The following is an 11,987-nucleotide window of genomic DNA, read 5'->3' on the forward strand; positions in this document are numbered from 1 at the left end:
TTGTGCCTGATCAGGGCCCAGTCCGAGACACAAGTGACACGCCATGCGTGTCATCCATAATCTGCAATCGCCCGGCGGCCCCTACCGCCTGCCCCATGCCGAGCTCTCCATTGACCGCGCCCCAAACGCCCGACCCCCGCAGCGAACGCGCCACCGAAAGCGTCAACATGGCGCTGGCCGCCGGTGCCATTGTCGGCACCTGGTTCTGGGACGTCGCCAACGACCGCCTCACCATTGACGAAGCACTGGCGCGCGCGTTCGGGCTGGACCCGGACATCGCCCACAGCACGCTACGCTTGGACGAGGTGATGGGCGGCGTCCATCCCGACGACCGACCCGGGCTCGCCGCCGCGATCAACGCCGCCGTCCAGCATGGCGGCCGCTTCGCCCACCAGTACCGCACCCGCAGCGAAGACGGCGGATACCACTGGCTGGAAGGCATCGGCCGGGTCGACCTGGACGCCAACGGACGCCCGACCGGCTTCCCCGGCGTCATCATTGACATCAGCGAACGCCGACGCTTCGAGCGCGAGCGCGACGATGCCCAGCAGTTGCTACGTTCCTTCGTCGAGGCAGCACCCGGCGTGGTCTACGCCAAGGACCGCCAGGGCCGCATCCTGATCGGCAACCGCGGCACCACCGATCTGATCGGGCTGCCGCCAGACCAGTACGTCGGCCGCACCGACGCCGAACTGTTGAACGACGCCGTGCAGGCCGCCACCGTGATGGCGACGGACGAGCGCATCATGTCCAGTGGCGAGTCCGAACAGGTGGAAGAGGAAGTCAGCTTCCCTGACGGCCGCCGCGCCTACTGGCTCTCCACCAAATCGCCCCTGCGCGACGCAGAGGGAGCTGTGGTCGGGCTGGTCGGCACCTCGCTGGACATCACCGATCGCAAGAATGCCCACGACGCCCATCGTGAAATCGAAGAGCGCTACCGACTGGCCGCGCAGGCCACCAACGATGCGATCTGGGACTGGCGCATCAGCGACGGGCAGGTGGTCTGGAACGAAGCACTGGGCAGCCTGTTCGGTCACGAAACCAGCGAAACCACCGCAGCGTGGTGGCTCGACCATATCCACCCGGATGATCGCGGACGTATTGACCGCGACATCCATGCGGTGATCGAGGGCCAATCCAGCAGCTGGAGCGACGAGTACCGTTTCCGTCGCTATGACGGCAGCTACGCCACCGTGTTCGACCGCGGCGCGGTGCTGCGCAATGCCGAAGGCGAACCGGTGCGGATGATCGGTGCGATGCTCGATCTGTCCGAGCGCTACGCCGCCGAGGCACGCCTGAAGGAATTGAACGAACAGCTGGAAAGCCGCGTCCGCGAGGAAGTGGCCGAACGGCTGCGGGTGGAAGAAGCCCTGCGCCAGAGCCAGAAGATGGAAGCCGTAGGCCACCTCACCGGCGGCATCGCGCACGACTTCAACAACATGCTGGCCACCGTCATCGGCCCACTTGACCTGCTGGAAGCCCGCTTGGCCGGCAGTGACCCGCGCGCCGCCCGTTACATCGAGATGGCGATGGACAGCGCCACGCGCGCGGCCCAGCTGACCCAGCGCCTGCTGGCGTTCTCACGGCAGCAGCCACTGCAGCCCACCGCGGTGGACGCCAACAAGCTGGTGGCCGGCATGAGCGACCTGCTGGTGCGCTCGCTCGGCAGCAGCGTGCAGCTGGAGACCGTGCTGGCCGGCGGATTGTGGTGGACCCATGCCGACCCCAACCAGCTGGAGAACGTGATTCTAAACCTGGCAGTAAATGCACGCGACGCCATGCCCGGTGGCGGGCGGCTGAAGGTGGAAACCTCGAACTGTGCCATTGCGTCCAGCTTTGATGAAGCCCATCCCGGCGTGGCCCCGGGCGAGTATGTGCTGATCGCCGTGTCCGACACCGGCAGCGGCATGCCGCCTGAGGTGTTGGCCAAGGCATTCGATCCGTTCTACACCACCAAGGATGTTGGCCAGGGCACGGGGTTGGGGCTGTCGCAGGTATATGGCTTCGTGCAGCAGAGCGCGGGCCAGGTGAAACTGTGTTCGGACGTGGGCGTAGGCACCACGGTGAAGGTCTACCTGCCCAGGCTGCAAGCCGAGCGCGAGCCGGTGGCTGCGGTTGAACCGCGGACCGCCCCGTTGCCCGGCGGTGGAAAGGAACTGATTCTTGTGGTCGACGATGAGCCGCTGGTGCGTCAGTTCTCAGTGGAAGCGTTGACCGAGCTGGGCTACCAGGTGCTGGCGGCCGACGGAGCGGCGGCGGCGCTGGAACTGATGGATCATCATCCCGGCATCGACCTGTTGTTCACCGACGTGGTGATGCCGGAGGTCAACGGGCGGCAGCTGGCGGATCAGGCGCTGGCGCGCCGGCCGGGGTTGAAGGTGTTGTTCACCACCGGCAACAGCCGCAATGCGCTGGTGGATGAGGGCGTCCTGGATGAGAACGTGCACCTGATCGGGAAGCCGTTTACGGTTTCGGAACTGGCGACGCGTGTGCGGGCGGCGTTGAACGCGTGATGCATTGACGCGCATGGCGCGTCACTACGCGGAACCGAAACTCACTATCAATCGCAACGAACCCAACCTGTAGTGACACGCCATGCGTGTCAAACGGAACCCCTCCGTCAAACGTAAACCATCAGAAAGAATGGGCGGCACCGGCACCTGATTGCCTGCCGGTGCCGCCTCTCCTCCGGCGTCTCCCCCGCCTTACAACTGTACGAATCGCTGCAGCTTGCGCGCGAGCCAACCGCTGAACACCAACGGCGCATCCAATGCGGAAACACAGATACACGGAACGCCCGGTGCGGTCACCGGCTGATGCTCGACATCCTCGTCAAGGTCGGCCACGTCACCGGCCGCAAACAAGCCCAGCGCATCGTTGTACGACCCCTGCAGCACCTGGGTGAGCTCGCTGCCTCCATGGCTGTGCAGCGGCAGGCTCTTGCCCGGTGCGATTTTCAGCATGATCAACGAAGGCATGTCGCGGCCGCGTGTGCAATACATGCCCGGACCGATCCACTTCCAACGCACCGTGCTCAACCGCTCTCCAAAGTACGGCTGCAGCGCGGCTGGAAGACGATCAGGGTCACTGCCGTCGAGCAACGGTGCAGGGGCTGCATGCAACGCGGTGACCTTGCCTGCCTCCACAGGGGATTCACTCTCCAGTCGCGCCAGCATCACATCGCGCAGCGCGTCGCGCTGTGCTGAAGCACCTTCTGGCTGGGTCTGCTCCAGCAACGCAGCGCCAATCGCCTCGGCCGCGCGCAGCCGCTGGCGGCACTCCACGCAGCGTTCCAGATGCGCACTGGCGACCACGGCCAACGGGGCCGACAACGCACCGGCCGCCAGGCTCATCAGGGTCGCTTCATCCAGATGATGGTGCGGGCGCATCAGCCAGCCCCCACTTTCGATTGCAACTGCAGGAACGCGCGCCGCAGGTGTGACTTCACCGTGCCCAATGGCATGCCCAGCGCCTGCGAAATTTCGCCGTGGCTCTTTGCTTCGAAATACGACATGCGCACCAGCCGTGCCTGCACCGCCGGCAGCTCCTGGATGCGCTGGCGCAGGCGGGCGTCATCGGCGAACTGCTCGGCGCTGGTGCGCTCCGGCACGTCCTGCTCGGCGGACTGTTCCACCACCACCTGCGCCTGCACCCAGCCACGCTCGTGGCGCACCCGGTCAATATGCAGGTTGCGTGCGATGCGGAACAGCCACGTGCTCAGCGCACTCTGCGCCGGGTTGAAGTGGTCGGCATGCAGCCACAAGCGCAACAGGCTTTCCTGCGCCAGTTCCTCGCCGATGCCGTCGGGTGCACCCAGGCCGCGCAGATACACACACAGGCGCGGCATGAAATGGTCGTAGATACGCATGAAACACTCGCGGTCGCGGAACTGCGCCACGCCGGCCATGTCGCCGGCCCAGTTGATGGGGTCGCTCGTCGGCTGCGGTGAAGCTGACGCCATGCGGGCGGTCTCGAAGCAGGTCGTAGCGTTGTTGCGCTCAGAGTACATCGGCGGTGGGGGCGGTCAAGTGGCTGGGCATGACCTTCCTACGCACAGTGGATGCAATTGGATGCAGACCAAAGTCGCATGCATCCAAACGCCACCGCCCTGCGTAGAACAGTTACGCACCCCACAGGAAGCGCTTTCATGGCCGCTGCGGCACCCCCGGCTCGTCGTTCACGCCTGCACCAGACGGTGCGCCGCTGGTTTGATACCTCGGCAAGTGAACCCTGCGTGGATGCCGCGTCTGCACGGCGTGTGGACTGGCTGCGTGCCCTGCCCTTCGTGCTGCTGCATCTGGGCTGTCTGGCGGTGATCTGGGTGGGAATCTCGTGGACAGCCGTAGGCGTCGCGGTAGCGCTGTATGCGGTACGCATGTTCGCCATCACCGGCTTCTATCATCGCTATTTCTCTCATAAAACTTTCACTACCTCACGCCTCGTGCAGTTTGCGTTTGCTGTGATCGGCGCAGCCAGCGTGCAGCGCGGTCCACTGTGGTGGGCGGCACACCATCGCCACCATCATCGCCACGCCGATCAGCCGCAGGACCCGCATTCACCCAACCACGGTGGTTTCTGGCGCAGCCACATGGGCTGGTTCCTCACCCGTGAAGCCTTTGTCACGGATTTCAGCCGCATTCCCGACCTGGCCCGCTTTCCGGAGCTGCGCTGGTTGGACCGGTTCGATACCGTTGTCCCTGTTCTGCTGGCGGTGGCGCTGTATGCATCGGGTGAAGCATTGGCGCACTTCGCGCCGTCGCTGCATACCAGTGGCGCACAGTTGCTTGTGTGGGGCTTCTTCATCTCCACCGTTGTACTGTTCCACGCAACGGTCACCATCAATTCGCTGGCACACCGTTTTGGCCGGCGCCGTTTTCCCACCCAGGACGACAGCCGCAACAACCTCTGGCTGGCCCTGCTCACCTTTGGCGAGGGCTGGCACAACAACCACCACTTCTTTCCGGGAACGGTTCGGCAGGGCTTCCGCTGGTGGGAAGTCGACATCACCTGGTACGGGCTGCGCGGCATGGCGGCACTGGGCCTGGTCAGTGGTCTGAAGCCGATCCCGGAATGGGTATTGACCAAGGCGAGGTACTGATCATGCGCATCGCGGTCATTGGTTCGGGCATTGCAGGGTTGGCCACCGCTTATTGGCTGGATGGCGAACACGAAGTCACCCTGTTCGAAGGTGAGGATTATCTCGGGGGGCATACCCATACGCACGACGTGAAAGTCGCGGGCCAGCAGATGGCCGTGGACACCGGTTTCATCGTGTTCAACCCACAGCACTACCCGCTGCTCAGCGCGCTGTTCGACGAGCTGGGGGTCGCCTCGCAACCCACCACCATGAGCTTCTCGGTGCACAGCGAGCGCAGTGGCGTGGAGTACAACGCCACCTCGCTGGACGGGCTGTTCTGCCAGCGCCGCAATCTGGTCTCGCCGCGCTTCTGGAGCATGCTGCGCGACCTGCGGCGGTTCTACCGCGAATCACCCGCGCTGCTGGACGAACCCGAAGGCCCCACGTTAGGCCAGTACCTGCGCCGGCACGGCTATGGACCCGCCTTCGTGCAGGAGCATCTGCTGCCGATGGCGTCGGCATTGTGGTCTTCGCCGAGCGCGCAGATTCTGGATTTCCCGGCGCGTTACCTGGTGCAGTTCATGGCCAACCACCAGATGCTGCAGATGACCGAGCGCCCCACCTGGCGCGTGGTCAGCGGCGGTTCGGCACGCTACATCGATGCGCTGCGCAAGCGCTGGCACGTTCGTGAACGCATCGGTTGTCCGGTATACCGGGTGGAGCGCACACAATGGGGCGCGCTGGTCTACACCCTCACCACGGTGGAGGGCTTCGACCATGTGGTGTTCGCCTGCCATAGCGACGAAGCGCTGGCGATCCTGAAAGATCCCGATCCGGTCGAACACGAGGTACTGGGCGCGATCCAGTACCAGGCCAACCAGGCCGTGCTGCACACCGACGCCAGTCTGCTGCCCCGCAATCGCAAGGCTTGGGCAGCGTGGAACGCGCACATCCCCAACGACACCCGCGCCCCCTGCACGGTCAGCTATTACATGAATGCCCTGCAGGGCCTGCCCGGTGACACCCCACTCATCGTCACCCTCAACCGCACCGCCGACATCGACCCTTCGAAGATACTGAAGCGCTGCTACTATGCCCACCCGGTCCACGACCACGCGGCCGTGCGTGCACAGGAGCGCTGGGCCGAGGTACAGGGCCGGCGCAACACCTGGTATGCCGGCGCATACTGGGGCTGGGGCTTCCATGAAGATGGCATCCGCAGCGCACGACGCGCGGTCGATGCCCTGCGCGCCGCCACCGCTGGCCAGGAAGAGGTGCCGTGGGAGGTGGCCATCGCATGACCGCCAGCGCGCTGTATGTCGGGCAGGTCATCCATCGCCGGCACCGGCCGCACGCGCATGCGTTCACCTATCCGATCGCCCAGCTGCTGATCGACCTGGATGAGCTGCCCACGCTGTTCAGGCGCCGCTGGTTGTGGTCGGTGAACCGGCCGAACCTCGCGCAGTTCAAGCGCACCGACTTTCTGGGCGATCCCCAGCAACCGTTGGCCGAGGCCGTGCGCGACCGCGCTGCGGCCGTGCTGGGCTACCGCCCGGCCGGGCCGGTGCGCCTGCTCGCCCACCTGCGCTACGGCGGTCATGTGTTCAATCCGGTCAGCTATTACTACTGCTATCAGCCCGATGGCGAACAGCTGGACTGCGTGGTCGCCGAGATCACGAATACGCCATGGAAGGAACGCCATTCCTACGTACTGCCGGTCGCCCAGGCCGAGCAGCGTGGCCGCGCGCTACGCTGGCAGTTCGACAAGGCCTTTCACGTGTCGCCGTTCATGCAGATGGACTGCCGCTACGACTGGCGCTTCACCGCGCCCGGCGAGGACCTCAACGTGCACATGCAGGTCTGGCGCGACGGCGAGCGGCAGTTCGATGCCATCCAGCAGCTGCAGCGTCGTCCGCTGGACGGCCCGGGGCTGGCCAAGGTGCTGCTGCGCTACCCGTTGATGACCCTGCAGGTGGTGGCCGCCATCCACTGGCAGGCACTGCGCCTGTGGCTGAAGCGCAACCCCGTGTACGACCATCCCGCGCTTTCTGGAAAACGCTCATGAACCATGTGTCACCCGAGATCACTGCCCCGCGTCTGTCCGCACTGGAAGGTTTCCTGCGCGGACGACTGCTGGCGCAGCTTGCGCCGCTGCGACACGGGAGCCTGAGGGTGCGCGATGCACGCGGTGAGATAACGCTTGGCAATTTGACCGCCAGTGACGGCCCCGCTGTCACGGTTTCTATCAGCGATCCCGCCTTCTATCGCAAAGTGGCCGCCCAAGGCAGCGTCGGCGCAGGCCAGTCCTATATCGACGGTGACTGGGGATGCGACGACCTGGTCGGGCTGGTCCGCCTGCTGGTGCGCAACCGCCATCTGCTGGATGGCATGGAACGTGGACCCGCGCGCCTTGGCGGTGCCCTGCTCAACCTGTGGAACCAGCTGCGCCGCAATACCCGCGCCGGCAGCCGCCGGAATATCGCAGCGCACTACGACCTCGGCAATGACTTCTTTTCGCTGTTCCTCTCCCCCGACCTGATGTACTCCTCGGCACTGTTCGCGGCCGAGGACGAAACACTTGAAGTCGCCTCCACCCGCAAGCTGGACCGCATCTGCCAGCAACTGCGACTGCAGCCGGGCGACCGCGTGGTGGAGATCGGCACCGGCTGGGGCGGCTTCGCCGTGCATGCCGCCACGCACTATGGGTGCCATGTCACCACCACGACGATCTCCGCCGAGCAGTACGCACTCGCGCGTCAGCGGGTCAAGGCGGCCGGCCTGCAGGATCAGGTCACCGTGCTGATGCGCGACTACCGCGATCTGGAAGGCCAGTACGACAAGCTGGTCTCCATCGAAATGATCGAGGCCATCGGTGCGCAGTACCTGGAGGTCTACTTTGCCACCCTGCAACGGCTGCTCAAGCCCACCGGCCTGGCCCTGCTGCAGGCCATCACCATTGAAGACCACCGCTACGAGCAGGCGCTGCACAGCGTGGACTACATCAAGCGCTTCGTGTTCCCGGGCAGCTTCATTCCCTCGCTCAGCGCCATCGCCCAGGCCAAGACCGCCGCCAGCGACCTGCAGATGATCCAGCAGTTCGACTTCGGCCACTCCTACGCGCTCACCCTGCGCGCCTGGCGCAAGCGCTTCATGGGCCAGCGGCTGCTGGTGCGCGCGCAGGGCTTCGACGAACGCTTCGTCCGCCTGTGGGAGTTCTATCTGGCCTATTGCGAAGGCGGTTTCCTGGAGCGCTCGATCGGGGTGTCGCACCTGCTGCTGGCACGGCCGGACTATCGCCCGCCGCTGGAAGGGGTGCCGTCATGAAACCACTGTGGTGGGTGCTGCTGTACGCGGTGATCATCATGAGCTGGGGCTGGGCCTGGCAGCGCCGGCATACCAACATCGGCGTGGTCGACGTGTTGTGGGCCAAGGGCGTTGCTGCTGGCGCGCTGCTGCTGGCCTGGCTGGGTGAAGGGGCGCACGCGCCGCGCATCGCGCTTGCGGTGCTGGGCGGGCTTTGGGGAAGCCGGCTCGCGTTGCACCTGTGGCAGCGCGTGCGCCACGAGGCCGAGGACGGCCGCTATCAGTACCTGCGTAAGCATTGGGGCGGGCACCAGGGGAAGATCTACGGGTTCTTCCTGGCGCAGGCGCTGCTGGTGGTGCTGTTCGCCCTGCCCTTCGCCGCCGTGGCCGCCAATCCGCGCGAAGGTTTTAGCGGCTGGATCGCTGCGGCGATTGCGGTGTGGCTGCTCAGCGTGGGCGGCGAGGCACTGGCGGATCGGCAGCTGGCGCGCTTCCGTGCAGATCCGGCCAACAAGGGTCGCACCTGCCGCGACGGGCTGTGGCGCTATTCGCGGCACCCCAACTACTTCTTTGAGTGGCTGCACTGGTTCACCTACGTGCTGCTGGCCGTGGGCTCGCCGCTGTGGTGGCTGGCCTGGAGCGGGCCGGTGGTGATGTACGTGTTCCTGCGCTACCTCAGCGGCGTGCCCTTCACCGAGAAACAAGCGCTGCGCAGCCGCGGCGAAGACTACCGCCGCTACCAGCAGACCACCCCGATGTTCTTTCCCTGGTTTCCCCGTCGCACCGCTGAGGGCACGTCATGAGCACCATCTCCCCTGTGCAGCCGCCGGCCACGGCCGAACTGGGTCTCACCGGCTGGGCCGAACGTGGCTGGGTGCCCGACCGTGCCCTGCGCTGGGGCATCCGCCGGATGTGCGGCCAGCGCCTGCAGGATGAACTGGCCGGTGGCGCGCATGCCCAGCAGCAGCGTTTCGCGCGCATGCTGGCCGAACTCTCGGGCAGCCCGCTGGCCCTGCACACCGATGAAGCCAACCGCCAGCACTATGAAGTGCCGGCCGACTTCTTCAAGGCCTGTCTTGGGCCGCGCCTGAAGTACAGCAGCTGCTTCTACCCCACCGGCAAGGAGACCCTGGCCGAGGCCGAAGAAGCCATGCTCAGCCTGTACGGTGCGCGCGCCGGGCTGGCCGATGGCCAGGACGTGCTCGAGCTGGGCTGTGGCTGGGGCTCGCTGACCCTGTGGATGGCCGAGCGTTTCCCCAACATGCGCATCACCGCCGTATCCAATTCCCGCAGCCAGCGCAGCCACATCATGGAGCAGTGCATGCTGCGGGGCTTGCACAACGTGCAGGTGATGACCCGCGACGTGAACCAGCTCGTGCTGCCGGCGGCCTCGTTTGACCGCTGCGTGTCAGTGGAGATGTTCGAGCACATGCGCAATTACGAAACCCTGCTGGGGCGCATCGCCGGTTGGCTGCGGCCGGAGGGTGCCTTGTTCGTACACATCTTCGCCCACCGTACGCTGATGTACCCGTTCGAGACCCAGGGCGAGGACGACTGGATGGGAAGGCACTTCTTCACCGGCGGCCTGATGCCGGCGGCCGACACCCTGCTGCATTTCCAGAACGATCTGCAGTTGCAGCACCGCTGGCTGATTGACGGCACCCATTACGAAAAGACCGCCAACCACTGGCTGGCCAACCAGGATGCGGCCCGGGCAGCGGTCATGCCGATCCTCACACAGACCTACGGTGACGCGGCGGTACTGTGGTGGCAGCGCTGGCGCATGTTCTGGATGGCCTGCGCCGAGCTGTTCGGCTATGACAACGGCCAGCAATGGCTGGTGGCGCATTACCTGTTCCGCCCACGCTGAAGGAGGCTGCCATGCGTCTGTTCACGCTGATTCCTCTGCTCACCGTCGCACTGCTTGGCAGTGCCTGCAGTGCCCGCGACCTGCCGCCCTTGCCCCGCATGGATTCGGTGGATGTGCCGCGCTTCATGGGCGACTGGTACGTGATCGCGCATATTCCCACGCGGCCTGAGCGCGAGGCGTTTGATGCGGTGGAGAGCTATGCACTGCGTTCGGATGGGCGAATCCAGACCACCTTTACCTACCGCAAGGGCAGTTCCCAGGCCCCGAAGCGGACCATGAATCCGATCGGGCGGGTGGAGAAGGAAGGTAATGGTGCGGTATGGGGCATGCAGTTCGTGTGGCCGATCCAGGCCGAGTACATCATTTCGTGGGTGGATCCCGGGTATACGCAGACCATTGTCGCCCGCAGCAAGCGCGACCATGTGTGGTACATGGCGCGCACGCCGCAGGTGTCGGAGGCGGATTATCAGGCCGCCGTGGCGCGGATCAAGGCGCTGGGGTATGACACCAGCAAGTTGAGGCGGGTGCCGCAGGCGCAGCGGTGAACTGTTTGATGCGGTGACGCGCATGGCGCGTCACTACACATCGCCGCTCTCAACCTGCTCTGGTTTTGGCTCTGGCTTTGGCTCTGGCTCTGGCTTTGGCTCTGGCCTTGGCTCTGGCTCTGGCTCCGGCTTTGGTAGAGGCGGTCGCAAGACGCCTGCCGATAACGGTGATCGGTGCTTTAACGCATGGACTCCACCGGGCTAATATCTCCGTTCAATGTTCATGCCCCACCGGGCGTTGAACCGCTATCGGCGGTCGACTGTCGTGCGACCCTACCAATGCACTCCCACCAAAATCGCCACATACGCGACGTTCGGCACCTTCGCCGCGTCACCCGTATCTCATCATCGCGTTAACGCGCGCACTCCGCCGCGTAACCCCCTCGGCCGGCGCATCACCGGCGCACCCCGGTTTCCAACGCCAATCGCACCGCCTGCACCGTATCCCGCCGCACCACGGTCGCGGCTGCACAATGCGCCACGCCAATGCGCCTCAGATACCCATTCTCGGTGGCGTAGCACTGCATCCTCACGTACGCCTCCAACAGCTCCTCCAGCACACACATCGCGTCCTCGCGCTCATCCCACGCGGCGCACTGAAAATCCTCGAACAACCGCAGGTCGATATCCAGTTCCATCGCAACCTCCTTTTCAACGAATGTGGTCGGCGTGGATGTCGATGAAGAACACCCGTCGCTTCACATTGCTCTGGTCCACCGCCAGCACATGCTCGGCCGGCGAAACCAGTGTCAGCGTCATCTTCCCGGCATCGGATTCCACCATCAGCGTGCCGCCGCCGCGCCAGCCCATCTCGTTCAACCAGTAGCCGTACAGCACCACCATCGACGGCGGCTCGTCCTGCGGGCCGCCCTGGCAGGACACGTTGATCGGTGCGGCCACGCTGAAGCGCATCAGCGAGCCGTCGAATGACTCGGGGTCGTTGACATCCGGTTCGGGCGCGTCGGCCCAGTGTTTCTGCATGACAGTCTCCCTGTAAGAAGCGCCCCTCGCCGGGGTGGCGAGGGGGTAAGTCGGGAGGTTCGAACCCGTGCAAGAGCAGACGGTGCGGTTTATTTCCCCCAGTTTGAGGGTGTTGTATTAACCACCCTCCCGACGCAGGGACATCAATTATTACCGCTCTTGCTAGGAGGTTCGAACTCCTGCGCCAACCTTGGACCAGGTGTGCAGCGAA

At 65.0% G+C, this 11,987-nt stretch carries 12 protein-coding genes; 8 read left to right on the plus strand and 4 right to left on the minus strand.

Going from position 1 to position 11,987, the window contains the following annotated elements:
* The first annotated feature begins 110 nt into the window (after positions 1-110).
* Positions 111-2,513 carry a PAS domain-containing protein gene (locus tag RT551_RS12860; RefSeq protein WP_313459248.1) on the plus strand — a complete coding sequence of 801 codons (2,403 nt, stop codon included), beginning with the start codon at positions 111-113 and terminating at the stop codon, positions 2,511-2,513.
* A gap of 192 nt (positions 2,514-2,705) precedes the next feature.
* On the opposite strand, the gene RT551_RS12865 is transcribed toward RT551_RS12860, so the two are convergent.
* On the minus strand, positions 2,706-3,389 hold the full coding sequence (locus RT551_RS12865) for a ChrR family anti-sigma-E factor (protein ID WP_313459251.1): 684 nt from the start codon (positions 3,387-3,389) through the stop codon (positions 2,706-2,708).
* The gene (locus RT551_RS12870; protein WP_313459253.1) at positions 3,389-4,009 is read right to left on the minus strand and encodes a sigma-70 family RNA polymerase sigma factor; all 621 of its coding nucleotides are present in this window, start codon (positions 4,007-4,009) and stop codon (positions 3,389-3,391) included. The genes RT551_RS12865 and RT551_RS12870 overlap by 1 nt, the downstream gene beginning before the upstream one ends.
* A gap of 138 nt (positions 4,010-4,147) precedes the next feature.
* On the opposite strand from RT551_RS12870, the gene RT551_RS12875 reads away from it, so the two are divergent.
* From RT551_RS12875 to RT551_RS12905, 7 genes are read left to right on the plus strand one after another with little or no spacing between them, the layout of a single operon-like run.
* A complete protein-coding gene (locus tag RT551_RS12875) occupies positions 4,148-5,098 on the plus strand; it encodes an acyl-CoA desaturase (RefSeq protein ID WP_313459256.1) in 951 nt (316 codons plus the stop codon).
* A gap of 2 nt (positions 5,099-5,100) precedes the next feature.
* A complete protein-coding gene (locus RT551_RS12880) occupies positions 5,101-6,378 on the plus strand; it encodes an FAD-dependent oxidoreductase (protein ID WP_313459328.1) in 1,278 nt (425 codons plus the stop codon).
* Positions 6,375-7,142 (plus strand): DUF1365 domain-containing protein, encoded by a 768-nt coding sequence (locus RT551_RS12885; protein ID WP_313459259.1) that lies wholly within the window; start codon positions 6,375-6,377, stop codon positions 7,140-7,142. Before RT551_RS12880 ends, RT551_RS12885 begins: the two co-directional genes overlap by 4 nt.
* A complete protein-coding gene (locus RT551_RS12890) occupies positions 7,139-8,401 on the plus strand; it encodes a cyclopropane-fatty-acyl-phospholipid synthase family protein (protein WP_313459262.1) in 1,263 nt (420 codons plus the stop codon). The genes RT551_RS12885 and RT551_RS12890 overlap by 4 nt, the downstream gene beginning before the upstream one ends.
* On the plus strand, positions 8,398-9,183 hold the full coding sequence (locus tag RT551_RS12895; protein WP_313459265.1) for a DUF1295 domain-containing protein: 786 nt from the start codon (positions 8,398-8,400) through the stop codon (positions 9,181-9,183). Before RT551_RS12890 ends, RT551_RS12895 begins: the two co-directional genes overlap by 4 nt.
* On the plus strand, positions 9,180-10,250 hold the full coding sequence (locus RT551_RS12900; RefSeq protein WP_313459268.1) for a class I SAM-dependent methyltransferase: 1,071 nt from the start codon (positions 9,180-9,182) through the stop codon (positions 10,248-10,250). Before RT551_RS12895 ends, RT551_RS12900 begins: the two co-directional genes overlap by 4 nt.
* Before the next feature lie 11 nt (positions 10,251-10,261).
* The gene (locus tag RT551_RS12905) at positions 10,262-10,795 is read left to right on the plus strand and encodes a lipocalin family protein (protein WP_313459271.1); all 534 of its coding nucleotides are present in this window, start codon (positions 10,262-10,264) and stop codon (positions 10,793-10,795) included.
* 395 nt (positions 10,796-11,190) lie between these two features.
* Here RT551_RS12905 and RT551_RS12910 read toward each other — a convergent pair whose 3' ends face one another.
* Together RT551_RS12910 and RT551_RS12915 are read right to left on the minus strand one after the other, a co-directional pair.
* Positions 11,191-11,433: a hypothetical protein gene (locus RT551_RS12910; protein ID WP_313459273.1), complete on the minus strand. Its 243-nt coding sequence runs from the start codon at positions 11,431-11,433 to the stop codon at positions 11,191-11,193.
* Between the two features lie 13 nt (positions 11,434-11,446).
* A complete protein-coding gene (locus RT551_RS12915; protein ID WP_313459276.1) occupies positions 11,447-11,776 on the minus strand; it encodes a hypothetical protein in 330 nt (109 codons plus the stop codon).
* Positions 11,777-11,987: the final 211 nt, after the last annotated feature.

Source organism: Stenotrophomonas sp. (genome assembly GCF_032103445.1).
Classification (GTDB): domain Bacteria; phylum Pseudomonadota; class Gammaproteobacteria; order Xanthomonadales; family Xanthomonadaceae; genus Stenotrophomonas.

Bases quoted from the DNA above. Each gene is read 5' to 3' on its own strand.
- RT551_RS12910 (WP_313459273.1), bottom strand. From the start codon at position 11,433: ATGGAACTGGATATCGACCTGCGGTTGTTCGAGGATTTTCAGTGCGCC.
- RT551_RS12890 (WP_313459262.1), top strand. From the start codon at position 7,139: ATGAACCATGTGTCACCCGAGATCACTGCCCCGCGTCTGTCCGCACTG.
- RT551_RS12880 (WP_313459328.1), top strand. From the start codon at position 5,101: ATGCGCATCGCGGTCATTGGTTCGGGCATTGCAGGGTTGGCCACCGCT.
- RT551_RS12885 (WP_313459259.1), top strand. From the start codon at position 6,375: ATGACCGCCAGCGCGCTGTATGTCGGGCAGGTCATCCATCGCCGGCAC.
- RT551_RS12875 (WP_313459256.1), top strand. From the start codon at position 4,148: ATGGCCGCTGCGGCACCCCCGGCTCGTCGTTCACGCCTGCACCAGACG.
- RT551_RS12870 (WP_313459253.1), bottom strand. From the start codon at position 4,009: ATGTACTCTGAGCGCAACAACGCTACGACCTGCTTCGAGACCGCCCGC.
- RT551_RS12865 (WP_313459251.1), bottom strand. From the start codon at position 3,389: ATGCGCCCGCACCATCATCTGGATGAAGCGACCCTGATGAGCCTGGCG.
- RT551_RS12915 (WP_313459276.1), bottom strand. From the start codon at position 11,776: ATGCAGAAACACTGGGCCGACGCGCCCGAACCGGATGTCAACGACCCC.
- RT551_RS12900 (WP_313459268.1), top strand. From the start codon at position 9,180: ATGAGCACCATCTCCCCTGTGCAGCCGCCGGCCACGGCCGAACTGGGT.
- RT551_RS12895 (WP_313459265.1), top strand. From the start codon at position 8,398: ATGAAACCACTGTGGTGGGTGCTGCTGTACGCGGTGATCATCATGAGC.
- RT551_RS12905 (WP_313459271.1), top strand. From the start codon at position 10,262: ATGCGTCTGTTCACGCTGATTCCTCTGCTCACCGTCGCACTGCTTGGC.